This window comes from Glutamicibacter sp., assembly GCF_035257265.1.
In the GTDB taxonomy this organism is placed as follows: Bacteria; Actinomycetota; Actinomycetes; order Actinomycetales; family Micrococcaceae; genus Glutamicibacter.
This window is the reverse complement of sequence record NZ_DATEXC010000056.1, coordinates 178,672-203,939: the sequence shown is the minus strand read 5'-3', so window position 1 is coordinate 203,939 and position 25,268 is coordinate 178,672. Positions and strand designations below refer to the sequence as shown.

Below are 25,268 nucleotides of genomic sequence, written 5' to 3'. Positions count from 1 at the left end.
TCGCTCCCTAAGGAGCGAGGCCGTTTCTATATGCGTGATTACGCCTTCTTGCGAGTCAAGAATCCCCAGATAATGAGAACAATCAACGAACCGCCGATTGCAAGTAGCCATGTAGACAACGACCAGAACGAGCTAATGTCCACGTTAAATAGCGCGGAGCCGATCCAGCCGCCAACAATGGCGCCAACAACGCCAAGCACCAACGTAGCGATCCAGCCGCCACCCTGATTACCTGGCTTGATTGCCTTTGCAATCGCACCGGCAATAAGACCCAAGACAATCCAACCAATGAAACCCATGACTATTCCTCTTTCAAGTTATAAGTGACTTCGTTCAGCATCTGGACTGAGATGCACTCGCAGAACATTACCGATGAGTAGCAGTGATTACTAATCAAGAACTGTGCAGATCCTGTCATTAGGTCCGCGCGAACGGTAAATTCTCGTTCTTGATTGGGTTTCCAACGAATCGGATGGTGAAGTTTGATCCGGCGCGAGACCTAATTGATCACATGAATATTCAAGTCAACCTATGTTTTCTGGTTGGAAACATAAAATAGATAATTACGGAGCTGCCTTCAAAAGTGACCGATGTTGTGTGCGTTACAGGGACCAAGGTCACAGTGTTTCGGGCAGGTTAGCCAGAGGATATGCCTACGATTCGAAGCATTAGTCAGGGGAGTGAGCGACCTAATCAGGGCTTGAACTAACGCTGCTGAACTTCGTTCGTCGATTTCCTGCGTCGGAGGAATCTGCTGGAACCCAAGACGTCCGTTCTTTGCGCTTCATGGGTTATGTCCCAGTAGTTAGATCGGAACTAAGCTAGAGCGGCAAAGTGGCCAGAGTGCCCTGGCGATATCTGCATGGTGGGTCATGCTCGCTTGCTCATGCCTTGCTAGCAGCGCGTGTCAGCAGATTGTGTGTTCCTGTCAGCAGCGGATAAAAAAATCCCCGGTTGACCTAAGTCAACCGGGGATTCTACCTGTGCGCGAAAGGGGACTTGAACCCCCACCCCCTTGCGAGGACTAGCACCTCAAGCTAGCGCGTCTACCTATTCCGCCACCCGCGCAGGTTATGCATTGTCTGCGTTATTACCGCTGGCAACGAAGTAAAACTCTACCACCAGATATTCATGAACTCCAATTCGGCAAGCTTAGGCCCTCGGAGTAGTAATTTTCGCGGAATCTTGCGGATAAATCGCGGTTGAGTAGTGCTTTCGAATGCCAAATGCTCTGATCCGTGTCAAGCGTCACAGGCAATTTCTGTATGTATTGACTAAAAGAGCATCCGCGTTGGAATTAACTCTCGTGCAGTAGTGTGCGCAACTGTGCCGGGCTAAGTACCTGATTGAAGATTTCTCCCTCAGGTTCCAGCAAACCACCTTTGGCCAGCTCCCCAACTAGAACTGGAGTGAAGCCTAAGGTACTCACCAGCCGAGCTACCAAAGCTGCATCAGCCTTATAGTCCGATGCGAGCGCTAAGGCCCGTTGCTGAGTCTGAAGCGTGGAACTGTCCGAATCTAGGTCCCAATGACTGATGTGGTTCAACGCCTTGACGAGTCGTGAACTATGGAAATGTTCCGCAATAACCTCGGAACTAGAACGCCCGGCGGCCAGTCCGTCTTCCAGCCAGCCGGGCAGGGGCGCGTCGTCCCAGCGGTTTGTTGCATCGATGAGTGTCAGTCCGGCCAGCGATCCAACGTCCACATCATCGAGATCGTCTTGCGGCACCATGAGCACGACTAAGGAAACGCCGGTGCCAATGTCTTTGGCTTCTACGGCCGTAGCCTGTGGGGCGTATTGAGCCAGATGATATTTCATCTGGCTCGGTGATCGCGAAGAGGCGATGTTCACCGGAATCCCGACAGTTGCCGCTGCTCGCGCCAAAGCGGTGCCAGCTCGCCCAGCACCTAAGATGCCAATGCGGTCGGTGAAAGGTGCCGCATCTGCCCGCATGGGGCTCGAATTCTTGTCCTCGGTAGTCATTGCCTTCAGCGTACTCGTTGCGACCTAACTGACGAACGAAAGGAGGTCTTCATCCCGTATTGCTCGGGTTGAAGACCTCCTTGGACGCAACTCGCTAACCGCCGAAAAGCGGCGCGAGGCTCTTGATCAGTTGCTGGATGCCCAGCGCAATGAACAGTATCGCGGTAATAGCAAGAGCCGTGTTGGTGTGCCAGCGGTTGGCCCAGCCCTTAGGAATTCGCTTGCCGTTAAGCAGGCCAAGCAAGGTGATCGCCAGGAACGGCATGAACAGCGAGCCGAGCACGCCGTAGGCCAGGATCAGTGCGATTGGCTTATCCAGCAAGAACAGAACCATTGGTGGGAAAGTCAGCCAAAGTACGTAGAACTTGAAGTACTTGCCACCGGTCATGGTGTCTGGATGGCCAGCCGGCTTCTTGCGCATGTGGCCCCAGAAGTCAGCGAACATCAGCGAAACGCCGTTCCATACACCGATGATCGAGGAGAAGGAAGCCGCCCAGAAGCCCACCAGGAATCCGGTGCCTACAAAGGTTCCGTAACGTTCATTGAGCACATCACCCAAGTCCAGCAGACCGCGGTCACCAGCGGACAAGGAAACGCCAGCAGCCTGAACTACTTCGGCGCCCACAATGAGCATGGCAATCACGAAGATGCCGGTCATGACGTAAGCCATCGAGTTGTCGATACGCATCACGCGCATCCACTTTGGGGTGTACCAGCCTTTTTCACGCAGCCAGTAACCGTAAGCAGCCAGGGTAATCGTGCCGCCGACACCGCCGGCCAGCGCCAGCGTGTAGACCACGCCGCCGGAAGGAATCATCGGAACGAGTCCCTTGATCATCTCCGGGAAGTTCGGCGCAGCAATAACTGCCAAGCCAACGACGGTAATGAACATGATGCCCACCAGTACCGCGGTGACCTTCTCGAAGAAGGAGTACTTGCCGAACCAAACCATGGCAAAGCCGGCTAGTCCCATCAGGATGGCCCAGATCTTCAAATCCACAGCCGGGAAGAGTGCCGCCAGCGGCATGGCCGCAGAACTCATCGCGGTGGCGCCGTAGACGAAGCCCCAGATGATGATGTACGGACCGAAGTACCAGGTGGTCCACTTGCCAAGGGTCTTCCAACCCTCAAAGATGGTCTTGCCGGTGGCCAGCGTGTATCGTCCGGCGCCTTCGACCAAAACAATTTTGAGAATGACACCCAAAATCACGGCCCACAGCAGGGCGTAGCCGTACTGACTGCCTGCCACGAGGGTGGCGACCATATCGGCAGCGCCTACACCGGTTGCCGCAACGACCAGTCCCGGTCCGATAATCTTCCATTTTGGTGGACCGCCACCGTCGCGGTCGCCCTGTACCGCGGCGTCTTGAACGCCGGGCTGATGTTGTTCGGCCATGAATGTAATCCTTAAAAGTTTTTGCTCGAGTCCGGTGCGAGTACCGGTGTCTAAGTTCTGCAGTCGTGATCAAAAAGCAACGTTGATCTTCGTCACGCCAATATGAGAGACAGATCCAATGTATTGGTGACTCGTGCCATAACCAAGATGTTAGCCAAGTCTTAACACTGTCTTAGGAAACCGATCGGTCGGTAAAACGATTTGCCCAGCTGATAAAGTGCTTCTCAGTGCATGGTGCACCGCAATTTGAAAGGACGTGACCTTGCAGCTGCTCATCGTCGAGGACGACGACGCCGTCGCGGCGGCTCTTGCCGACGCCGTTGCAGCTGCCGGGCACACAGCAATTTGCGTGACTCGTGGAGCAGATGCGTTGCTGCGCCACCGTGAAGCACAGATGATCTTGCTCGATTTGGGCCTGCCGGACATGGACGGACTTGAGGTACTGCGCAAGCTGAGGCTGATCACTAGTATTCCGGTAGTGATTCTCAGCGCCCGGGATGATGAACGCAGCGTGGTGCGCGGACTTCGACAAGGCGCGGATGACTACCTAGTTAAACCCATTGGCTTGACGGTACTTTTGGCGCGCATTGAAGCCGTCGCCAGACGCTCACAGCTAGGCTCTCAAAGCAGCAGCGAACTTCAGCTTGGTGAGCTTCGTATCGACCTCGATAAACGAACCGCCCACATGGGGCAGCGGCTACTGAATCTCACGGCCAAGGAATTTGATTTGCTCACCTTGCTTGCTCAGCATGCTGGCTCGGTAGTCACACGCGAACAACTACTTGACGCGCTGTGGGGCGACGCTTTCCTGGCGGTATCGCGCTCTTTGGATGTGCACCTGACTGGACTCCGCGCGAAACTAGACAGTCCCGGCATGATCATCAACGTGCGCGGAGTCGGCTACCGCATCGAGTCCTCGTGAGACGCCGTGTCATTCTGATCCTAGGTTCGTTGCTGGCCTTATTAGTGATGATCGTTTCTGCGGTTCTCATGCAAAATGCGAGTGTTGACGCGACCCAGCAATTGCGGTTATCCCGAGCCGCTTCGTTGAATCGTTTTATTCAACTGGCTGCTTCTGCAGAAGCAGACCATGGCAAGCTCCAGCAGGAACTGGACACCTACTCGAGAATCTACCGCGAGGGACTTCTGGTGCGGATGGAAGATCAGACATTCACCTCCGGAAATATTGATCCGCACGACCCACAAGTGATTCAAGCGCTCGCGAATACCGAACTGAATCTGGAACACATAGATATTCCTGCGGTCAATCCCTTATCCGCCGATCAGGCGCTGATTGCACGCCCCTTTGGAAATTCCACACAGGTTTTGGGCTCGGTAATGATGCAGGTGAATCTCGATTCCGCCCGGCAGCTGGTTTTGCAACGCTGGGTTTTGGTGGTGTTAGTCAGCCTGACCGCGGGGGCCGCACTATTACTTCTGGCAGACCGGGTGACTACTTGGGTAATACGACCCATTCATCGACTCAACGAAGCGACCAAAGCTCTGGCCGCGACAAAAACTGCCGCACCTTTAGAAGTTGCCGGCCCACCGGAACTGCGCGAGTTGGCGCGTTCGTTTAGCACGATGGCGCAGGTGATGACCGCGAGCCTGACACAGCAGCGCGAACTGATCGCCGAAACCTCACATCAATTACGCAACCCGGTTGCCGCCTTGCGGCTTCGCGTCGATCTACTAAAAATGCGTTTAGGCGAAAACGCTGACCCGCAAGGAGTGCAAGCGGTCGAGAAAGAACTTCTCAGAGTCGAAACACTGTTGGAAGCGGTTTTGCGTCTAGCCAGCGCCGACCATCGACTCTCGGAGCTCGCCGCTGGAAGTACCTTAGCCACAAGCCGCTCCGACTCCACTGCGGTTCCAGTTCGCGAGATGCTCGTCGAAGAAATGGAGCGGCGAACAGAGAGCGCCCGGAAATCTGGCACTGAATTGGTGCTTAGCGCGCAGCATCAAGGTGAAGTTTGGGTTGACTGCAATGAATTTGAGTTGCAGCAAATACTCTCCGAGCTATATGAAAACTGCCTGAAATATGCGCCGGGGGCGCCGATAGAGACGAGCATAATCGCCACGGAGAAAAATGTGGAGATCATCATCAGGGATCACGGACCAGGGTTACGCAAGGAAGACTTAGCCTCGGTGACTGAACGTTTTTGGCGTGCGGATCCCACCAGTCAAAATCCTGGTACCGGGTTAGGCATGGCAATTGTGGATCGCCTTGCTCAGGCTAACGGAGGCCAGCTCAGCGTTGCCTCGGCCCCTGGCGGTGGACTGCAAATGAGCTTGTTGCTTCTACGCGGCGCTGCACCGCGGGAAGGGGGGCACCGTGTCTAAAGCTTTGGACCTTGCGCCGCGAAAGATAGGACGCAGGCAACTGCTTCGTTGGGGCGGACTGTCAATGCTGGCAACCGGATTGACTGCTTGCTCGCCCGGGCCACTAATGGGGCGGTTGGATGTTGCCGGCGGTGAAAGCGGCGGCATGTACTTTGAGTTCGCAAACCTGTTGTGCGAGGCGCTGGTTAAATACAACATTGCCGAAAGCTCTGAAGCGTTGGTCACCGAGGCCAGTGTCGAGAACCTGCGATTGCTAAAGAGCGGCCGTGCCGGTCTTTCGCTGGCCTTGGCTGATACGGTGGCGCAACTGAAACCACACGACAAGTCCTTGGTGGCGCTGGGGCGGGTCTATCAAAATTATTACCATTGTCTGGTCCCTGAAAACAGCAGCATTAACACATTAGCTGATCTCAGCGGACGCAAATTGGGTACCGGAGCTCCCGGTTCGGGCACCTGGGTTACCGGCCAGCGGATTTTGGAGGCGGCTGGGCTTGCTAGCACTCAGCGAAGTCCACGAGAACGGCAGTTAGGCTATGTGGGTGGTCTCAAAGCCCTAGCCGAAGGCAAGATCGAGGCGCTTTTTCTGTTTGGCGGAATCCCGGTCAGTTCGATTACCGAATTGGGACAAAGCGTTCCGTTGCGCTTAATAGATATGTCTTCAGTGCTGCCAAGCCTCCGGGAACAATACCCACGACTTTACGAGCACGTGATTATCCCGCAAGGTACGTACCGGGGGATCGACCAGGTCGATACCGTGGGTGTTGCCAACCTATTGATGGCTAACGTGTCGTTGCCAGATCGGGTGGCCTCCGCGGTTGTTGAGCTTCTGGTCAATCATGCGCCCGAACTCATCCCACGCAACAGCGCAGGAATACAATATTTGACCCCCGATACACTGATCTCAACAGGTGGTCAGACATTGCACCCGGCGGCACTGGAAACTTATCGCAGGCTCCATGGATAACGAGAACCATTCCTGGACTGAATAGAGGTTTGAATAATGTCGAGTACGCACTCGTATGAATTGATGCAAACAGAAGTCGTGGAAATCTGCCAGAAGCTGATCTCCATAGACACCACAAATTTCGGTGATAACAATAGCCGAGGAGAACGCGAAGCAGCGGACTACATTGCCCAATTGCTGAGCGAGGTCGGTATTAAATCAACAATCTATGAGTCTGCACCTGGACGGGCAAATCTGATCACCCGCATCCCCGGTAGCGATCCGAACCTGCCCGCATTAGTTGTCCACGGGCATCTGGACGTTGTCCCGGCCATCGCGGAGGACTGGTCAGTAGACCCCTTTGGTGCGCAAATCATCGACGACATGATTTGGGGCCGTGGCGCCGTGGATATGAAAGACATGGACGCAATGATTATCGCCGTTATCCGGCAGCTGAAGCGCGAGAAAATCAGCCCGCGTAGAGATCTCATCATCGCGTTTTTCGCGGATGAAGAAGCCGGTAGTGACTATGGCTCCTTGTGGATGGTTGAGCAGCATCCAGAACTCTTTGCCGGAGCAGGCGAAGCGATCAGCGAAGTGGGTGGATTTTCTACCGAAATCGCCGGGCAACGCGCGTATCTGGTGCAGACCGCTGAGAAGGGGATCGCGTGGATCAAACTTGCAGCTCATGGCGTGGCTGGCCACGGTTCACAGCTAAATAAAGACAACGCAGTGACTCGCTTGGCCTCGGCAGTTGCACGCATTGGCGAGTATCAATGGCCGCTTTCCTACACGAAAATCACCAGAGCGCTATTTGAAGAACTCGCTGAAATCTCCGGGATCGAGTTCGATGAAGCACATCCCGAGCCGCTACTCGAAGCGTTGGGGAACACCAGCCGCTTTGTAGGCGCCACCTTGCAGAACACCTCAAATCCTTCGGTACTCAAGGCCGGATATAAGCACAACGTGCTGCCCGGTTATGCCGAGGCGCTGATCGATTGCCGCACCCTGCCCATGGAACATGAATCGACACTGGCGACATTGCGGGAACTGGCGGGGGAGCATGTGGAGCTCAGCCTGGTCCAGGACCAGCCCTCGCTAGAGGTACCGTTTAGCGGCGACCTAGTCGAATCGATGATTGCGGCATTAAAGGCCGAAGATCCGCAGGCAGTAGTACTGCCCTATATGCTCTCCGGTGGCACCGACAACAAAGCGTTAGCAAAGCTAGGTATCACCGGGTACGGATTTGCTCCGTTGCAGCTGCCCAAAGACCTTGACTTCACCGGCATGTTCCATGGAGTGGATGAGCGGGTGCCGATCCCGGCACTGAAGTTCGGAACACGTGTGCTTGACCGACTACTACGCAATTATTAGGAGCATCCTGCATGACTATAGAAACTCTCCTCAGCGACGAGCTGCTCCAGCGGATGCGCGAACGTGCCGCAGAATACGATGCGGAGAACAGTTTCGCCACCGAAGACTTTGATGAGCTGGCGGCGCTCGGCTACTTGAAGGCCCTGGTGCCTCAGTCTGCCGGCGGGCTGGGATGGAGCTTTGATCAAGTCGTGCTGGCTCAGCGGCGGCTTGCCACAGCGGCTCCGGGTACCGCACTGGCAATCAACATGCACCACGTATGGGCAGGCGTCGCATACTTGCTTGCCGCACGCGGTGATGCACGGCTGAACATGGTCACCGACTGGATCGCAGAGGGAGAAGTAATGGCCTTCGGCATTTCGGAACCGGGCAACGATTCGGTGCTTTTTGATTCAAATACCGTGGCGCGCACCGCGAGCGATGGCTCGGTGGCCTTCACCGGAACCAAGATCTTCACCTCACTGTCTCCGGCCTTTACCCGCCTGGGAATCTTTGGCAAGGATGAGCAGACCGGTGAATTAGTTCATGGCTTTGTAGCACGCGGAGAAAAAGTACGCTCGCTGGGGGACTGGAACACCTTAGGAATGCGTGCGAGCCAGTCGCACACCACCAAATTAGAGGGAGCCGTAGCACCAGCTCAGTGGGTGCATTCCCGTTTGCCGGTGGGACCGAATGCTGACCCGCTCATCTTCGGAATTTTCGCCTCGTTCCTCACGCTCACGGCGAGTGTGTATGTCGGGATGGCTGAACGTGCGGTGCAGCTAAGCCAAAACGCACTGACTAAACGCACCCACCAAGGCGGCAGCAGCTATACCCAAGACGTTCGGGCTCGTGGCCTCTTAGCCCAATCAGGGATGCGGATGCTGAGCCTGGATGCTCTGCAACGCACGGTAGCCAGCGACCTGGAATCCCGGGTTGATCACGGCGGCAGCTGGTTCCCGCGGCTAGTCACGTTACGGACTTTGGCCGGACAAACCGCGCGCGAGAACATGGAAACCGCCGGCCAACTATTAGGTGGCGGCGGATATTTCCGCGGCAGCGAGTTTGAACGCCTCTACCGAGATGTACAGGCCAGCTGGTATCACCCATCAAATGCCGCCTCGGCGGAAAACACCGTGGCTAGTTGGCTGGTGGGCCCGCTAGAGCCCTGAGCCCCCAAGCGTGCTGACCACTCGGATTACCTTGCGCCGCATCCAATATTTGCTGGCTCCACCCTCGTAGCGCAGCGTGCGAATATGCTCCCATTTTCCGTTGTCCGAGTGCTCTCGCAAGGCTGCTCGGGCAACGTGTTTGGATTCCGCAGGGAAAGAAGTGATCACCAAATATTCGTACCGGTCATCATTATTCAAGTGCAGCGGGGCTTTGATAAGTTCCTGAAGCATTTCACCTCTATCGAAAGATGGCATTCGGTTGTAGCGTGTGACTCATGAGCATCGAACCGAGCTACGCGCTACAACAGCTGATCTCACGACTTGAACAGCACCTGACGGTGGTTTCCCAGAGCCGGGGATCGGCTGACGCAGCCGTTGACGCGGCTTTTGGCTCTTTAGCCGACGCGTTCCAGACTTATGAGGATGCCCTCTACGACCAATTTTCCGAATTACTTCCTTTCACCATACCCACGGATGATGACGATGACGAGTGAGTACGGCCACGGATTGATTTTTCTTTCAAACGCCCGTTAATCACCGTGTCGCCTGCCCACGTGACGTAGTGTCAAGGGGTGAATTGGTTTGAAGCAGCTTTTCTCGGATTAATACAGGGCCTGACAGAGTTCTTGCCCGTCTCCTCATCGGCGCATCTGCGCATCGTGGGCGAACTTCTGCCCAATGCGCAAGATCCCGGTGCGGCTTTTACCGCCATTACCCAATTGGGTACTGAAACTGCGGTCATCGTGTTTTTCTGGCGCGACATTGTACGAATAATCGGAGCCTGGTTTAAGGCGATCACCGGTAAGATTCCGCATTCGGATCCAGACGCAAAAATGGGTTGGCTGATTATTGTCGGCTCGATCCCTATCGCATTTTTGGGCTTACTGCTCGAAAGCTACATCGATACGAATTTCCGTTCGCTCTGGATAGTGGCCACGACACTAGTGGTCTTTGGCGTATTCCTTGCGATCGCTGACCACTACGGCAAACAAGAACGCACCTTGCAGACGCTGACCGTCAAACACGGTATTTTTTACGGTTTGGCACAGGCCATGGCTTTGATTCCCGGTGTCTCACGCTCGGGCGGCACCATTACCGCCGGCCTGCTGATGGGCTACACCCGTGAAGCCGCGGCAAGGTACTCATTCTTGCTTGCCATTCCGGCGGTCTACGCCTCGGGACTGTATAAGCTTTACAAGTCCTTCGCCGAACCTGGCGTATACACATTGGCGCAAACCGGCGTGGCGACCTTGGTGGCCTTCGTCGTCGGATTCTTTATCGTGGGCTGGTTCCTGAAGTTTGTTTCCACCCACTCCTACCGATTCTTCGTCTGGTACCGCTTGCTCCTGGGCCTAGGGCTGTTCGTGTTTCTTGGCCTCGGTGTGATCAACGCCTAATAAGACAAGCAAGTCAACGGGAATAAACTAAGTTCCCGTTGACTTGCTCTTAAGAGAAGATCGTCTATACATCTGCGAAAGGATGTACTCAGTGCTCGCGTGGAAGTCCCCGGAAGTACCGCATGTTGTCGGATCCGCACCCATTTTGGAGATTTTTGATACCTCCAGCGGAACCAAGCGGGCCACCGCGCCGGCCGATAAAGCCAATAGTCCAGCCAGCATGTATGTCTGTGGAATTACCCCATACGACGCTACACACATGGGTCACGCGGCTACCTATGTCACCTTTGATCTCCTGCACCGCACCTGGTTGGATAACGGCCGTAAGGTGAGCTACACACAGAACATCACCGACGTGGATGATCCGTTGCTCGAGCGTGCCACCGCGACGGGTGTTGATTGGAGAGATCTGGCCGAGAGCCAGATTCAGCTGTTCCGTACCGACATGGAAGCATTGAACGTCATTGCTCCGCACAACTACATCGGAGCCGTAGAGTCCGTCAGTTGGCTGGTACCGGTCGTCGAACGCCTGCTGGCCGCAGACTTGGCTTACCGGGTGCCTGCAGGTGAAGACGGGGTGGATGGTGACGTGTACTTTGACACCATGGCCTCGCAGAATGATGCGTGGAAGCTCGGTCAGGTCTCGAACTACGACCGTGAAACGATGCTCGGCTTCTTCGCCGAACGCGGCGGAGACCCGCAACGAGCCGGTAAGCGTGATCAACTCGATCCACTGCTGTGGCGGATGGCCCGAGAAGGTGAACCTTCGTGGGACGGTGGAGAACTGGGCACCGGTCGTCCGGGCTGGCACATCGAATGTTCGGTGATTGCCCGGAAGACTCTCCCTGCGCCGTTTACCGTTCAGGGTGGCGGCTCAGACCTGATCTTCCCGCACCACGAATTTTCTGCCGCACACGCTGCCGCCGATGATCAGATCGAATTGGCGCAGAGCTACGTGCACACAGGCATGGTTGGCCTGGACGGCGAGAAGATGAGCAAGTCCCTAGGTAATCTGGTGCTGGTCTCCAAACTGCGTGAGGCCGGGGTGGAGCCCGTAGCGATTCGTGCGGTGCTGCTCTCGCAGCACTACCGGACCAACTGGTCTTGGACAGATGACCTATTGCAGCTTGCACAGCAGCGCATAGCCACCTGGCGGGAACGGATCACCGCTAGCGGACTGGCTGAAGCCACCGCACTGCTCACCCGCATCCGCTCGCGCATGGCCGATGATCTGAACGCGCCAGCAGCGCTGGAAGCCATTGACCAGTGGGCGGCCACTGAGGCTGAAGGCAGCGGCGAAGGCAGCGGCGAAGGCAGCGGCCTGCTAACCCGCGGCTTTGATGCCCTCTTGGGCCTGAAGCTCTAACTGAGACAAAAATCCTCATGCGAATTTTTTCGCATGAGGATTTTTTATACCCAGAGCTTAGATCTCAAAGTCCGGCCCTTGACCGTCTCCTCGTGAACGGCCACGCCTTCGAAGGTAGCGTTCAAACTCGCGGGCAATGGACTCGCCGCTGGCCTCAGGTAATTCGCTGGCGTCCGAGGCGCGTTCGAGCTGCTCCACATATTTTGAGACATCCTGATCTGCTGCCAACAGCTCATCGACTCCGCGTTTCCACGCGACCGCATCTTCACGCAGCTTTTCCGAGGCCACAGTCATCGGGACCAGCTCTTCGAGCATTTCAACGAGCGCTAGTTCCACCCGCGGGCTCGGCGCTTGGGCTACATAGTGGGATAACTGAGCCCAGAGCGACATGGTTGGAATCCCATGCTTGTCGAATTCCGCGCTTAATACTGAAGGAATCCCTGTCGGCCCCTCATAGCGCGATGCGGAGATATTAAAGAACTCCTGGAGCTTCGGATGATCGCTGTTCAGTACCGTAGGCACAGGCCGGGTATGCGGCACATCAGCCAGCAGTGCACCCACGGAAAGTACCGCATGAACGTTGTGGGTTTGGCCGGCCCGGACAACCTGCGCGCAGAAGGATTGCCACTTAAACGTGGGCTCCACCCCTACAACGATCAGCAGATCTGCTGGGGCTTGTTCGAGGTTGATGCGATAAATATCGGTGGCCGGCCATTCGATCACGCGTCCATCCTTGGTGAGCCGAGAATGCGGGCGAGTGAACTGGTAGTCGTAGTAATCATCTGAGCCCACGGTGGCGATATGTTCGGGCGCGGAGCTATTCAAAATGCGCCGGACGGCGTCGCTAGCGGCCGAGCCAGCATCATTCCAGCCTTCAAACGCCGAAATTAGAATAGTGGGACGCATCTCATGTTCGGTTTGCCCCACGAAGCCATTCAGCGTTGGTGCTTGGTATTCCTCGCTCATCACAAACCTCTTTCCTGCCACTTCACCGACCCAGCGTATCCACCGAAGCGGTTTAGCCCCACTCTTCCATCTAGAATGGAGTCATGCCAAGCACCAGATCAGCGTTCGATACAAAAGTTTCGTCCCACGGCCCGCAAGCGGTGCTGTGGGATATGGATGGGACCCTCATCGACACCGAACCCTATTGGATCAATGCCGAGATGGAACTCGTCAAATCCCATGGCGGTAGCTGGAGTGAGGAACAAGCATTTAACCTCGTCGGACAAGCGCTGCCTAATGGTGCCAAGATCCTTCAGGAAGCCGGAGTTGATCTCAGCATCCGCGAGATCATTGACCACTTATCGCACGAGGTCATCGCCGGGTTGAGCCATGCAGTACCGTGGCGCCCCGGGGCTTTGGAACTGCTCACTGCCGTCCATGCGGCAGGTATTCCGCAAGCGCTGGTCACGATGAGTGAACGCAGCATCGTGGACAAGCTGATGGAAGTACTGCCCGAAGGCATCTTCACCGTGAGCGTCACCGGCGAGGAAGTCACCCAGGGCAAACCAGACCCCGAACCCTACCGGCGCGGACTAACCTTATTGAGCGAAAAGCTGGGCCGGGAATTTGAGGCCGCCCGCTGCATTGGCTTCGAAGATTCAAAACCCGGCATTCATTCCGCCTCGGCCGCCGAACTTCACGCGGTGCTAGTCCCGAACGCCACGGACCCGGGAGTGGGCAAGTGGCGCCGGATCACCTCCCTGGTTGATGTGGAAGTAGAAACCATGACCGATTGGTTGGTGCAGGTTAACGCGTGAGCGAAGTAAATGAAAAGGCCCCAGGACTGAAGCTGGGCCGCATCGGCGGAGTGCCGGTGTACCTGTCTAGCTCGTGGTTCATTATTACCGCGGTCATCACCGTGGCCATTGGCATGCAATTATCCAATAATGCATTGATCCCACCCGTTGCCGCGTACCTCTTGGGTTTTGCCTGCGCCGTGGTGATTGCCTTGGCTGTGCTGGTACACGAGGTAGCGCACGCGCTCACCGCCCGCGCCTTCAAATGGCCCGATGCCCATATTGTGCTCACCCTGATGGGCGGACACACACAGTTCGGCTCCTTCAAAGCTAAGCCGGGAGCCTCTCTGGCGGTGGCGATGGCCGGTCCGCTATCGAACTTTGTCCTCGCCGGCCTAGCCTGGCTGGCCATGCAAATTCCAAACCTTGGGTTATATCCGGGACTGCTGCTGAATTTCTTCGTCTATGCAAACCTGCTGCTCGGTGCGTTTAATGCACTGCCAGGACTTCCGCTGGACGGTGGGCGCCTGGTTGAATCCGCGGTGTGGAAACTCACCGGATCACAGTCTAAAGGCACCATCGCCGCTTCCTGGGTGGGCCGCATTATCGTCATCGGCGTGGTCTTCTGGTTTGTGGTGCTTCCATATTTCAAGGGCCAACAGCCGCAACTGATCACCATGGTGGTTGGTGTGATGGTGGCTGTCTTCATGTGGCAGGCCACAACGCAATTGATCAATCACGCAAAAATGATGCTGAACCTGCCCAAGGTCATTGCCGGGGATCTGATGACGCCAGCCAGTGCCATGATGTCCGTAGCCACGGTAGCTGACGTGCACACCCGCAAACGCAACCGTGGGGGATCGATCATTTTGATCGACCCGCAGGGCATGCCTTGCGGCGTGGTAGACGAACAAGCGCTGGGCAGGGTGTCTCCGGAGGCGGCTTCCGAGGTTTCCGCCTTGGCCGTTTCGCGGGCTTTGGGTCGCGGAGCCGTGGTAGCTGCTGACGCCGATGGAAGGCAGCTGATCGATTATCTGGCCAGTGTGGCTAGCGCAGAATATGCGGTCATTGACGCCCGTGGGGCCGTGGTCGGGTTATTGCACCAACGCAAAATTATTTCGGCCGTCACCGGCCGCAAAGCCTAAAAATTTCTACAACAAAGGAAAACTCAGTGAGTGCTCAGAACACCGCAGCGCCGCATGGCGCGAACGCCCGTCGTGGCCCCTTCCGCGTCGGCGACCGTGTCCAGCTGACCGACGAAAAGCGTCGCATTAACACCATCACCCTTGAAGCCGGCGGAGAGTTCCACACGCATCAGGGTGTGTTGAGCCACGATCTGATCATCGGTACCTCCGAAGGCTCGGTGGTGGAAAACGTTGAGGGCGTGCGCTATCAGATGCTGCGTCCGCTGGCGAAGGACTTTGTCCTGTCCATGCCACGTGGTGCTGCAGTGGTTTACCCCAAGGATGCCGCCCAAATTATTCAGTTTGGCGATATCTTCCCCGGTGCACGTGTAGTCGAAGCTGGCGTGGGGTCCGGAGCGCTGTCGATTTCACTGCTGCGTGCGGTAGGCGACCAGGGGTACCTGCACTCCTATGAGCGCCGTGAAGAGTTCGCAGATATTGCGCGTGGCAATATCGCTACCGTATTCGGTGGTGAGCACCCTGCCTGGAACCTTTCAATTGGTGACTTCCAAGAGAAGGTACTGGAAATTGAGGAGCCCGGCAGCGTAGACCGCGTAGTGCTCGATATGCTCTCCCCGTGGGAATGCCTGGACGCTGTAGCTACGGTGCTGGCCCCTGGCGGAGTGTGGACAAACTACGTGGCCACGGTGACCCAAATGTCCCGCGTGGTGGAAGCAATTCGAGCATCGGGCCAGTTTACCGAGCCCGATTGCTTTGAAACCATGGTGCGCGGTTGGCATGTTGACGGTTTAGCGGTTCGCCCGGACCACCGCATGGTGGCGCACACGGCGTTCCTGATCACCACCCGCCGGTTGGCCGACGCGCAGGAGGGCATCCCGAAAGCTAAGCGGATGAAAGAGCACGGCTACTCTGCTGAGGACCTGAACGCGTGGACCCGGGAACACGACGCCGAGCAGTGGACAGAATCCGCACTCGGAGAACGTGGCATTTCGCCTAAGAAACTTCGTCGCGCAGCCAAGGACGCCAACCGTCCGAATCGTGTCCGCGAAGGCGGCAACGTCTCGGATACCGAGAACTAACGTTTCAATATGTGAACTAAAGCCCTGGGAAATTCATTCCCGGGGCTTTAGCTTCCTAAGATGGAATCAGAGTGCCCCGCAAGGTAGCCACCCCTGGTGGCTCCGCGAGGAGAACTGCAAAGGTTGGGAGAATAACCGTGAGCGAAAACAACGAGGTGCAACGCGTCGCCGAGCGTCTTCAGGCGACCGAACGTCAGGTCAACCTGCTTCGCGATAAAAATCGCAACCTTGATAAGCAGCTAGCCGGGATCAGCGGCAATAACCAGCGCCTGGTGTCCTTGCTGGAGCAGACTCGCGAACAAATTATCAACCTCAAATCTGCGCTTGAAAAAGACGGCGATACGCCATTTAGCTATGGAACCATCGTGGCTAAGCACCCGCGTAAGCATCCGGAAGCAGGCACCGGCATTGAGACCACCGCGGTACAGGCTGTCGACGTAATTTACTCCGGACGAAAAATGCGTGTATCCATCAGCCCGCTGCTGGACTTCGACAAATTCCACATTGGCCAACAGGTGCTCCTCAATGAGGCCCTCGTTGTCGTGGCTGGCCTAGGCTATGAACAAACCGGCGACCTGGTGACGATCAAGGAAATTCTGGATCACCACCAAGCGGTAGTGATGACAAGAGGCGATGACCAGCGAGTCATTGAATTTGCCGAGCCGCTGCGCAGCGAACACCTGCGTGTCGGAGATCAACTGACCATCGATTCGCGTACTGGGTTGGCGATCAACCGGGTACAGCTCACCGACATGCAGTCGCTGGTGCTCGAAGAAGTACCGGATATCGATTACTCGGATATCGGCGGACTGAACTCGCAAATAGAAGCCATCCAAGACTCGGTCGAACTGCCCTTCGCGCACCCAGAACTGTACCGGGAACACGGATTGAGCGCCCCCAAGGGCATTCTGCTTTACGGTCCTCCGGGCTGCGGTAAAACCTTGATAGCCAAGGCCGTGGCAAATTCACTAGCTCAGCGCGCGGCAGCACGAAACGGCAATACCCAATCCAGAAGCTACTTCCTGAACATCAAGGGACCGGAACTGCTGGACAAGTATGTGGGTGAGACCGAACGGCATATTCGTCTGATCTTCGCACGAGCCCGCGAAAAAGCGCTGCATGGCGACCCGGTCGTGGTGTTCTTCGACGAGATGGAATCGCTCTTCCGAACCCGCGGTACAGGAGTTTCTTCCGACGTTGAGACAACCATCGTGCCACAGCTGCTTGCCGAAATTGACGGTGTGGAGCGCTTGGATAACGTCATCGTCATTGGTGCCTCAAACCGAGAAGACATGATTGACCCGGCCATTTTGCGTCCGGGGCGTTTGGACGTGAAAATCAAAATTCGCCGCCCCGATGCAGTGGGCGCCGCAGAAATTTTCGGTAAATATCTCACCACAGACCTGCCGCTGCATGAGGACGAAGTTGCCACCGATGGCGGAGCGCGCCAAAAGACCGTAGCAAGAATGATCAGCGACACCGTCGAAGCGATGTATTCCACCGAACGGATCAACGAATTCCTGGAAGTCACTTACGTCAACGGCCAAGTAGAGGTGCTCTACTTTAAGGACTTCGCCTCCGGGGCGGTCATTCACAATGTGGTGGACCGAGCAAAAAAGCATGCAATTAAGTCGTTGATCACTACCGGTGAACGCGGACTGAAAATGGAGTATCTGCTACGTGCAGTGCGTGAAGAATTCGCCGAGCACGAAGATATGCCAAACACCACCAATCCCGATGATTGGGCGCGTATCTCCGGACGCAAGGGGGAACGGATCAGCCATATTCGCTCGCTGGTTAATCAGAAGGGCAGCAAATGAGCGCCCGTCGACTAGTGGGCTTGGAAACTGAGTACGGAATCATTCGGCCGTCCATGCCCAAAGCGAACTCTACGGTGCTCTCCGCTCAAATTGTGGACGGATACGCGCAATTAGTACGTGATACCGACTCCGCGACCCGCGCTGCCCGCTGGGATTACGCTGATGAGTCTCCGCTCAATGATGCCCGGGGTCATTCAATGTCCCGCGAGGAAGCACATCCGAGTCAACTCACCGATTCGGAACCCACCCTGGAAGCCGAAAATCAGGTGTGGACCGCCGAATCAATTGCCTTAGATGGAAATGACGCGCGCGTTGGTGCCACGTTGTATCAGGAAAATGATGCCAACGACGTCGTAATGAATATGGTGCTCGGTAACGGTGCCCGGCTCTATGTTGACCATGCGCATCCCGAATACTCCAGTCCGGAGGTGACCAGCCCGCGTGACGCGGTGCTCTGGGATCAAGCAGGTGATCAGGTGATGCGCCGGGCCGCAGCCTCGGCCGCCAGTTTAGGCGGTGGTGAACTGCTGTTATATAAGAACAACACCGACAATAAGTCGGTGTCTTACGGCTCGCACGAGAATTATCTGATCCCGCGCGATGTGGAGTTCTCCCGGTTAGTCGATGGGTTGACCGCATTTCTTGTCTCACGGCAGATTTTTTGCGGTGCCGGACGAGTCGGCCGCGGAATGCTGGGACGCGGGGCCGAATTCCAAATTTCTCAACGTGCCGATTTTTTCGAGGCAGAAGTTGGACTGGAAACCACGGTCAACCGTCCGATCATTAATACTCGGGACGAGCCGCATGCCAATTGGGATAAGTACCGCAGGCTGCATGTGATCATCGGAGATGCAAACCTTGGTCAGATCTCCACACTGCTAAGGGTGGGCACCACAAACCTGGTGCTCAGCCTGATCGAAGCGGGTATGTCGCCGAAGCTTGAGCTGGCAGACCCGGTTCTAGCCCTGCAGCAGATCAGCCACGACCCCACCTTGCAGACCTCTGTTCCGCTGCGTGGCGGGCGTCGAATGACCGCTATAGAGATCCAGCGCAGCTATCTGGAAGCGGCCGAAACCTATTGCGCCCAGAGCGAGGTCACCGATCCCGACACCAGTGAAATTCTGGACCGCTGGCACGCCATCTTGGACACCTTGGAACAGGACCCCATGCAGGCAGCAGGGCAAGTCGACTGGGTCGCCAAATATTCGCTGATGAAGTCATTTACCGAACGCCACGGTGTGGGGCTTGATGATCCGCGCATCGCGTTGATGGACTTGCAGTGGGCGGACCTGCGTCTGGATAAAGGATTGTATTATCGGATGGCCGCGCGCGGCCTGATGGAAACCATTTTCAGCCAGGAAGAAATCAATGCTGCGGCGGACAACCCACCCCACGATACCCGCGCTTATCTGCGAGGGATGACGCTGCAACGCTACGCGCCCTACGTGGTGGCGGCTAACTGGGATGCGCTGTCATTCTCGGTACCGGGAGCAAGGAAAATCAGCCGGTTCCACATGCCCGAACCGCTGGCCGGTAGTCGTGCTCAGGTTGGAGAACTCTTTGACGCGCAGCTAGAGATCAATGAGTTCATCGACCAGTTGGCACGGCATCGCTAAACAGCGCAGAATGAGAACTAGGCGTGCATTACCTGCCGCCAAAAGATTTGAGGAGCAAGAAATGACTCAGGAAAACTTCTCGGCCCGCCGTGAAAACCAAGTCCAGCCAGTAGAAACCGAACAGGTGCAGGTAAATACCACCGGCACCAGTGCCGGCGTTGATGATTTGTTGGATGAAATTGATTCAGTACTTGAATCTAACGCCGAAGAATTCGTGCGTGGCTTCATTCAAAAGGGTGGACAGTAGCCTAATTGCAGTCACGGGCATGACCAACATGTTGCTGGTGGACTCTGGCAACACCAATGAGGGGAAGTAGTTTCCGGTGGATCGCAGGATTTTCGGTTTAGAGACCGAATTCGGACTGAACTATGTGCCATCTGATGGGCGACGGCTCACTCCAGAAGACGCAGCCCGGCATCTTTTTCGGCCCGTCGTCGCGTGGGGGCGCAGCTCCAACGTTTTCCTGAACAACGGTTCACGGCTCTACCTCGATGTTGGTTCGCATCCCGAATACGCCACCGCGGAATGTGATCAGTTGCTGCAGCTGATCGCTCATGACCGCGCCGGGGAAACGGTGATGCTGGACCTTGTTGAACAGGCCGAAGAACAGCTGCTCGAAGAAGGTCATGAAGGCCGCTTGTTCTTGTTCAAGAACAATGTGGATTCCGCTGGTAATTCTTATGGATGCCACGAAAACTACCTGATCCCGCGCAAGGTCGAGTTTAAGCGACTCGCGGATATGCTCATCCCGTTCTTAGTGACTCGTCAGTTGCTGTGCGGTGCCGGTCATCTGGTTCAAGTTGACGATGAAACAAAGTTTGTTTTCTCGCAGCGTGCGGACCACATGTGGGAAGGTGTTTCCTCAGCGACCACAAGGTCTCGTCCAATCATCAACACTCGTGACGAGCCGCATGCGGATGCCGAGTACCATCGTCGTCTGCACGTGATTGTGGGGGACTCCTCGATGAGCGAGACCACGCAGCTGTTGAAGATTGGTGCGACCGATCTGGTCTTGCGGCTGATTGAATCCGGTGAGATCTATCATGACCTGCGCCTGGAGAACCCGATTCGTTCAATTCGCAGTATCTCCCATGAATTTACCGGGCAAACAGTGGTGCGGTTGATGTCCGGAGATGAACCAACTGCACTGCAATTGCAGTGGAAAATCCTTGAACTGGTCAAGGGATTTGTCGCGCGTCATGGCGCGCACCACGACCAGGTTGAGCGCGTGCTTGAGCTGTGGGAACGCGTTTTGGTTGCCGTTGAGAGCCAGAATTTCTCGTTAATCGACAAAGACATTGACTGGGCGATTAAGCACAAGCTGATCACTGGTTATGCTGCGAAGAACAATCTGAGCCTGGATTCGCATCGTATTGCGCAATTGAATTTGACCTACCATGACATTGACCCGACGCGTGGTCTGTTCCACTTACTGCGTCGGCGCGGACTTGCTAGCTCGGTTCTCGACCCGCAGGCAATTGCCGATGCCGTAGAAAATCCGCCCGCCACCACCCGTGCGGCGGTGCGCAGTAAATTCATCCGGGCCGCCAGAGAGACAGGTCGGCGGTATTCAACTGACTGGGTTCACATGAAATATGAAGAAGGTGAAGGCGGGGTTGTCTTGTGCAAGGATCCCTTTGCCACCACAAATTCGGCTGTTGATGAGCTCATTGAAATGATGCGCCGCCCCGTATGACCAGCTGAAAACAAGTATTTACACAGTAAATGCCCCTAAGCTAGATGCAGATCGTTGCGACCGGGTCCCGTCCCGGTGCGTGTAGTAGAACCAATAGTTCTTATCGGAAAGAAGATTCGTGCGAAAAGTTTTGGCAGTTTGCGTAACCGCGTCCGTTTTGGCCCTGACCGCTTGCGGGTCAGGAACCACCACATTGAGCAAAGTTGATGTAAAACCGGCGGCTGACGAGCAGACCGCACCCGAGGTCAGCTTCGATGCCCCCTTGTTGACCGATAAAGAAGAAGCGGTCACCGTCGTTGAGGGTGATGGTGCGGACATCAAAGACGGGGACACTATCGACATTCAGTCGGGCCTCTACAAGACCATCGACGGTCACTTGACCAATGAGAACTTCACCGGTTCCACCACCCCAATGCCGGTCGATGAAGCGCTTAAGGCACAGATGCCGGCACTGTATGACACTCTGCTCAAGTCCCAGGTTGGTGACTGGATTGCTTACGCCGCCATCGATGGAGTTCAGCAGCCGGACGGAACCATGAAGGAACCCGAGGCTGGCTCCCGTGCCGAACGCCTGATCGTCATCAAGATCGCTGATTCCGTCAGTGCCAGCAAGCCGTTGAGCCAGGACGAGGTCAAGAAGCTGAAGGACGAGGGCAAGCTGCCTACTGTAAAGACCGGTAAGGGCGATCCTGCGATCACCATTCCTAAGGACACTGAGGCCCCTGCTGGCCTAGCGGTTGATGTTCTTGAAGAAGGCACCGGACCGGCAACCACCGATACTTCCAGCGCCAGCGTTCACTACCACGGTGTTCGTTGGGAAGACGGCAAGAAGTTCGATGGCAACTTCGGCTCCGACAAGGGTTTCGAAATGAAGATGTCCGGCGGCGTCATCAAGGGCTGGCTTGAAGGCCTCAAGGGCTTGAAGGAAGGCAGCAAGGTCTTGCTCAGCATTCCTGCCGATATGGCCTACGGCAAGAACCCGCAGCCGGGTCAGCCTGAAGGACCACTGGTCTTTTACGTAGAATTAGACAAGGTAACTACCAGCAAGTAATAGAAAGGCCGTAAACATGTCTTTTGGAGAACGTAATTACGAGCGCACCAAGCCTGAAATTGATTTCCCAGGTACCGACGCGCCTACCGAATTGGTGATCAACGATCTGATCGAGGGCGACGGCGCAGAAGTCACCCCGGGCACCACGGTGCAGGCCCATTACGTGGGCGTTTCATGGTCCACCGGCGAAGAGTTCGACTCTTCATGGGGCCGTGGCTCGACCCTCGACTTCCCAGTGGGCGTCGGCATGGTCATCCAGGGTTGGGACCAAGGACTCTTGGGAATGAAGGTCGGCGGACGCCGCCGCCTAGAGATCCCTTCTGAGCTCGCCTACGGTGAGCGCGGTGCGCCTGGTGCTATCGCACCTAACGAGGCATTGATCTTCGTGGTTGACCTGATGGGCACCAAGTAAGACTTTGAAGAAAGCCCCAAGATTGCAATTTGGCAAATCTTGGGGCTTTCCTTGTCTTCATAGTCATAGATCAGTGTGGAAGTTCGTTAGGGTAGGCACGTGAGCATAAAGCAGACTGACGGACCGAGCAAGGCCGAACGCCTAACAAGCCTCATCTACGCCTTGGCAACCACCGAACGGCGGTTTAGTGCCGAGCGTATTGGTGACTACCTCAATCCAACAGGGAATACCGAAGCGCGTGATAAGGCCATTGAACGGCTTAAGGACGACATCCGCAACGAGTTCGGTCTGCGGCTGATCACCGAGGTTATTGACGATGTTCCTTATTACCGGATCGATACCAGCGACTGGTTCCTCCCGGCCATCAACTTCTCCGTGGCAGAATCTTCCATGATCGCCTTGGCCGCCAGCCTCTGGAAGGACTCCAAAGTCCAGGCTCTGGCCTTGAGCGCTGCCGCCCGGATTACCGGCAATCAGAGCAACAATGCGAGTATTGCCCCTTACACCGGAGCCATGCTGCCACGGCTCTCGGTGGATGATCCAAACTTTAAAGCGTGCGCACTTGCGGTCTTTAATAAGAAAACACTGAAGTTTGATTATGAAGATGCCCAAGGAAATACCACTAAACGTGTCGTAGACATGTGGGGGATCGGACAACGCTTCGGAAATTGGTACTTCACCGGATGGGATCATAACCGCGAGGCACCACGCGTGTTCCGGCTCAACCGACTGCAAGGTCACTTCACCATTCAGGTTAGGCGTGAGGGTGCTTCCAACACCGGTTACCGTCCGCGTCCGCAAAATTTTTCGATGACCGAAGTGCTCCAGGATTTTGATCTGCGAAATCCTGGTCATCTAGCAGTCGTAGAACTGCTCGATGACTCGGCAACGCCGTTGCGCGCTCAAGCTATCAACGGAACTCGTAGCTCATCAACCCTGAATATTGGTTACGCAGACCAGCACTCATTCGCCGCGGAATTGGCCAGTTTTGGCCCTGCGGTCAAGGTCCTGCAGCCGAGCGAACTGGCGTTGCAGGTGGCTGGAACGCTCAAAGATGCCCGGGGAGCACAGCACGATATTCCACAGCTTCCAGCGCTCAAAGAAGTAAAGTTCAAGCCGCATCGCGCTCTAGGACGTAGCTCGACGGCCCAGCAGGTCATGCGTAATATCGACATGATCCAGTATGTTGTTGCCCAGGGTTCGGTGACTATTGGCGAACTCTGTGAACGTTATTCGATGACCCAAGCCAAAGTTCGCGATGAACTGGCAATGATCATGATGTGTGGAGTGCCTAATGGGCAACACGATGAACTGATCAACGTCAATGATGGAGACCTCGACTCGGATGAAGTCACCATCACCAACGCCGCATTCCTTGCCGAACCGCAAAAACTTGCTCCCTTGGAAGCAGTGGCAGTGCTCGGTGGTCTTAACGCCTTAGACAGCATCCCGGCCTTTGAACACCGCGAGGTCTTGCGCAGCGCGCTACAAAAAATCAATTCGGCCGTGGCACGGTTTGATGGTTGGAACGGGGCGCTCGGATTTGCGCTGACCCAGGTCCGTGAACACGACACTCCTGCCCAGCTAATTCAGGCGCTGCGCAGCAATGCGGTGGCAGACATAGATTACTACTCGGCGAAATCCCAAACTCATCAACGACGTGAGATTGAACCGATTAGGCTGATCGAGGACGGGCCCGTACAGTACCTACGCGCGTGGTGCCGCAAACGAGAAGCCATCCTCACCTTCCGAGTTGACCGTGTTCTCGACGTGAAACTCACCGGGGAAACATTTGTTCTTGGAGAACGTCATCAGGACAATGAGAAGCTTGACTTCAGCTATTCGGCAAACAGCGATGATCTAGAAGTTGAATTTTACGTAGCTGCCGAAGCCGTGGCCGTTATCGAGGCCTTCAACCCGATAGCATGGTCTCAATCCAAGGTTGAATCAGGTCACTTAGCAAAAGTTCGACTTTCCGACCATTTGGTGGCTGCCCCATGGGTTGCTCGCCACGGCGGTAAGATTGTTGTTGTCGGTCCTGACGCTACACGCGAACGCGTGGAGAAATGGTTGGACGACGCTATCAGAATGTATGAGGATTGATAGATGCTTCCTTGGTGGTTTTGGGTTCTCCTATGGACCGTGCTGATTCTCGCGACACTGCTCTTAGCGGTGCTTGCAGGGTTCCGTCTGTTCCGTCGGGCCATGTCCGTGCTCGACAGCGCATCTGACGCGGCGGACCATATCAGCGGGGAATTTGCCAAACCTGGAACGGTGGTGGCTTATGAACCGGTGGTTCGACGATACCCGCACGGAACCGATGCGACGCATGGCGATCGGGAAGAAATTTCCGAGTTACGCCACCTTGGCAAGGCTGAACGAATTGAGGCGCGTCGGGTCAAACGTGTGGCCCGTCGCAGTAATCGGGGACAGGCGCAAAACATGCGCGATCTGAATCTGTTCTGACGTAGACTTAAGTTTGAGAGAAGGGAAATCACATGGGTGGTTTACAGGGATGGCACTTGGTCATCATTATTGTTTTGGCACTGCTGCTTTTCGGTGCGCCGAAGCTTCCAGGGCTGGCACGCTCGATGGGCCAGTCGCTGCGTATTTTTAAGTCTGAGGTTCGCCAGATGAAAGACGACGACAAGCCTGAAACTGTTGACGGTACCGTCAACGAACCTAATCCCAATGAAAAGAACAATTCGTAGACCTCTTCAGTGGTAAATAGCAAAGATAAAGAACCGCGGAC

25 protein-coding genes and 1 tRNA gene are annotated in these 25,268 nt (G+C 55.7%); 20 read left to right on the top strand and 6 right to left on the bottom strand.

The window, feature by feature from the left end; all coding sequences use genetic code 11:
• Positions 1–38 precede the first annotated feature (38 nt).
• The 4 genes from VJ369_RS16365 to VJ369_RS16350 all read right to left on the bottom strand — a co-directional run bounded on the left by VJ369_RS16365 (position 39) and on the right by VJ369_RS16350 (position 3,380).
• Positions 39–299: a GlsB/YeaQ/YmgE family stress response membrane protein gene (locus VJ369_RS16365; protein WP_324093095.1), complete on the bottom strand. Its 261-nt coding sequence runs from the start codon at positions 297–299 to the stop codon at positions 39–41.
• Positions 300–984: 685 nt separating this feature from the next.
• Positions 985–1,068 (bottom strand) — tRNA-Leu (locus VJ369_RS16360).
• Positions 1,069–1,297: 229 nt separating this feature from the next.
• Entirely contained in the window at positions 1,298–1,954 is a 657-nt protein-coding gene (locus VJ369_RS16355; protein ID WP_324093094.1) for an NADPH-dependent F420 reductase, read from the bottom strand.
• Between the two features lie 124 nt (positions 1,955–2,078).
• The gene (locus VJ369_RS16350; RefSeq protein WP_324093093.1) at positions 2,079–3,380 is read right to left on the bottom strand and encodes an Nramp family divalent metal transporter; all 1,302 of its coding nucleotides are present in this window, start codon (positions 3,378–3,380) and stop codon (positions 2,079–2,081) included.
• A 262-nt stretch (positions 3,381–3,642) separates the two neighbouring features.
• Here VJ369_RS16350 and VJ369_RS16345 point away from each other — a divergent pair, with 262 nt between their 5' ends.
• Genes VJ369_RS16345 through VJ369_RS16325 form a run of 5 tightly spaced genes read left to right on the top strand, consistent with a single transcriptional unit; the run spans position 3,643 to position 9,191 of the window.
• A complete protein-coding gene (locus VJ369_RS16345; protein WP_324093100.1) occupies positions 3,643–4,302 on the top strand; it encodes a response regulator transcription factor in 660 nt (219 codons plus the stop codon).
• A complete protein-coding gene (locus VJ369_RS16340; protein WP_324093092.1) occupies positions 4,299–5,723 on the top strand; it encodes a HAMP domain-containing sensor histidine kinase in 1,425 nt (474 codons plus the stop codon). Before VJ369_RS16345 ends, VJ369_RS16340 begins: the two co-directional genes overlap by 4 nt.
• Positions 5,716–6,687 (top strand): TAXI family TRAP transporter solute-binding subunit, encoded by a 972-nt coding sequence (locus VJ369_RS16335; RefSeq protein WP_324093091.1) that lies wholly within the window; start codon positions 5,716–5,718, stop codon positions 6,685–6,687. The genes VJ369_RS16340 and VJ369_RS16335 overlap by 8 nt, the downstream gene beginning before the upstream one ends.
• Positions 6,688–6,723: 36 nt before the next feature.
• Positions 6,724–8,040, top strand: coding sequence for a M20/M25/M40 family metallo-hydrolase (locus tag VJ369_RS16330; protein ID WP_324093090.1), 1,317 nt, complete (start codon positions 6,724–6,726; stop codon positions 8,038–8,040).
• Between the two features lie 11 nt (positions 8,041–8,051).
• The gene (locus tag VJ369_RS16325) at positions 8,052–9,191 is read left to right on the top strand and encodes an acyl-CoA dehydrogenase family protein (RefSeq protein WP_324093089.1); all 1,140 of its coding nucleotides are present in this window, start codon (positions 8,052–8,054) and stop codon (positions 9,189–9,191) included.
• Here VJ369_RS16325 and VJ369_RS16320 read toward each other — a convergent pair.
• Complete coding sequence (locus VJ369_RS16320; RefSeq protein ID WP_324093088.1) at positions 9,180–9,422, bottom strand: DUF5703 family protein; 243 nt, start codon at positions 9,420–9,422, stop codon at positions 9,180–9,182. The two genes, VJ369_RS16325 and VJ369_RS16320, sit on opposite strands and share 12 nt — an antisense overlap.
• A 44-nt stretch (positions 9,423–9,466) precedes the next feature.
• On the opposite strand from VJ369_RS16320, the gene VJ369_RS16315 reads away from it, so the two are divergent.
• The 3 genes from VJ369_RS16315 (at position 9,467) to mshC (ending at position 11,954) form a co-directional block, all read left to right on the top strand.
• Positions 9,467–9,685: a hypothetical protein gene (locus tag VJ369_RS16315; protein WP_105674228.1), complete on the top strand. Its 219-nt coding sequence runs from the start codon at positions 9,467–9,469 to the stop codon at positions 9,683–9,685.
• A gap of 78 nt (positions 9,686–9,763) precedes the next feature.
• Positions 9,764–10,588, top strand: coding sequence for an undecaprenyl-diphosphate phosphatase (locus tag VJ369_RS16310; RefSeq protein WP_105674226.1), 825 nt, complete (start codon positions 9,764–9,766; stop codon positions 10,586–10,588).
• A gap of 91 nt (positions 10,589–10,679) precedes the next feature.
• Positions 10,680–11,954, top strand: a complete 1,275-nt coding sequence (gene mshC, locus VJ369_RS16305) for a cysteine--1-D-myo-inosityl 2-amino-2-deoxy-alpha-D-glucopyranoside ligase (protein ID WP_324093087.1) — start codon at positions 10,680–10,682, stop codon at positions 11,952–11,954.
• Positions 11,955–12,011: 57 nt separating this feature from the next.
• Here mshC and VJ369_RS16300 read toward each other — a convergent pair whose 3' ends face one another.
• Complete coding sequence (locus VJ369_RS16300; protein WP_324093086.1) at positions 12,012–12,920, bottom strand: PAC2 family protein; 909 nt, start codon at positions 12,918–12,920, stop codon at positions 12,012–12,014.
• An 83-nt stretch (positions 12,921–13,003) separates the two neighbouring features.
• On the opposite strand from VJ369_RS16300, the gene VJ369_RS16295 reads away from it, so the two are divergent.
• The 12 genes from VJ369_RS16295 (at position 13,004) to tatA (ending at position 25,227) form a co-directional block, all read left to right on the top strand.
• Positions 13,004–13,717, top strand: a complete 714-nt coding sequence (locus VJ369_RS16295) for an HAD family hydrolase (RefSeq protein ID WP_324093085.1) — start codon at positions 13,004–13,006, stop codon at positions 13,715–13,717.
• Entirely contained in the window at positions 13,714–14,841 is a 1,128-nt protein-coding gene (locus VJ369_RS16290) for a site-2 protease family protein (RefSeq protein ID WP_324093084.1), read from the top strand. Before VJ369_RS16295 ends, VJ369_RS16290 begins: the two co-directional genes overlap by 4 nt.
• A gap of 26 nt (positions 14,842–14,867) precedes the next feature.
• Complete coding sequence (locus tag VJ369_RS16285; protein WP_324093083.1) at positions 14,868–15,920, top strand: tRNA (adenine-N1)-methyltransferase; 1,053 nt, start codon at positions 14,868–14,870, stop codon at positions 15,918–15,920.
• A 131-nt stretch (positions 15,921–16,051) separates the two neighbouring features.
• Positions 16,052–17,740, top strand: coding sequence for a proteasome ATPase (gene arc, locus VJ369_RS16280; protein WP_333615233.1), 1,689 nt, complete (start codon positions 16,052–16,054; stop codon positions 17,738–17,740).
• The gene (dop, locus tag VJ369_RS16275; RefSeq protein WP_324093081.1) at positions 17,737–19,356 is read left to right on the top strand and encodes a depupylase/deamidase Dop; all 1,620 of its coding nucleotides are present in this window, start codon (positions 17,737–17,739) and stop codon (positions 19,354–19,356) included. Before arc ends, dop begins: the two co-directional genes overlap by 4 nt.
• Entirely contained in the window at positions 19,322–19,603 is a 282-nt protein-coding gene (locus tag VJ369_RS16270; protein ID WP_414652672.1) for a ubiquitin-like protein Pup, read from the top strand. Before dop ends, VJ369_RS16270 begins: the two co-directional genes overlap by 35 nt.
• Positions 19,604–19,679: 76 nt before the next feature.
• Complete coding sequence (gene pafA / locus VJ369_RS16265; RefSeq protein ID WP_324093079.1) at positions 19,680–21,053, top strand: Pup--protein ligase; 1,374 nt, start codon at positions 19,680–19,682, stop codon at positions 21,051–21,053.
• A 193-nt stretch (positions 21,054–21,246) separates the two neighbouring features.
• Positions 21,247–22,104 (top strand): FKBP-type peptidyl-prolyl cis-trans isomerase, encoded by an 858-nt coding sequence (locus VJ369_RS16260; protein ID WP_324093078.1) that lies wholly within the window; start codon positions 21,247–21,249, stop codon positions 22,102–22,104.
• A gap of 16 nt (positions 22,105–22,120) precedes the next feature.
• Entirely contained in the window at positions 22,121–22,516 is a 396-nt protein-coding gene (locus VJ369_RS16255; RefSeq protein WP_096253963.1) for an FKBP-type peptidyl-prolyl cis-trans isomerase, read from the top strand.
• A 99-nt stretch (positions 22,517–22,615) separates the two neighbouring features.
• On the top strand, positions 22,616–24,619 hold the full coding sequence (locus VJ369_RS16250) for a helix-turn-helix transcriptional regulator (RefSeq protein ID WP_324093077.1): 2,004 nt from the start codon (positions 22,616–22,618) through the stop codon (positions 24,617–24,619).
• Between the two features lie 3 nt (positions 24,620–24,622).
• Positions 24,623–24,982, top strand: coding sequence for a hypothetical protein (locus tag VJ369_RS16245; protein ID WP_105674204.1), 360 nt, complete (start codon positions 24,623–24,625; stop codon positions 24,980–24,982).
• 32 nt (positions 24,983–25,014) lie between these two features.
• Complete coding sequence (tatA, locus tag VJ369_RS16240) at positions 25,015–25,227, top strand: Sec-independent protein translocase subunit TatA (RefSeq protein WP_105674202.1); 213 nt, start codon at positions 25,015–25,017, stop codon at positions 25,225–25,227.
• The last annotated feature ends 41 nt before the right edge of the window (positions 25,228–25,268 follow it).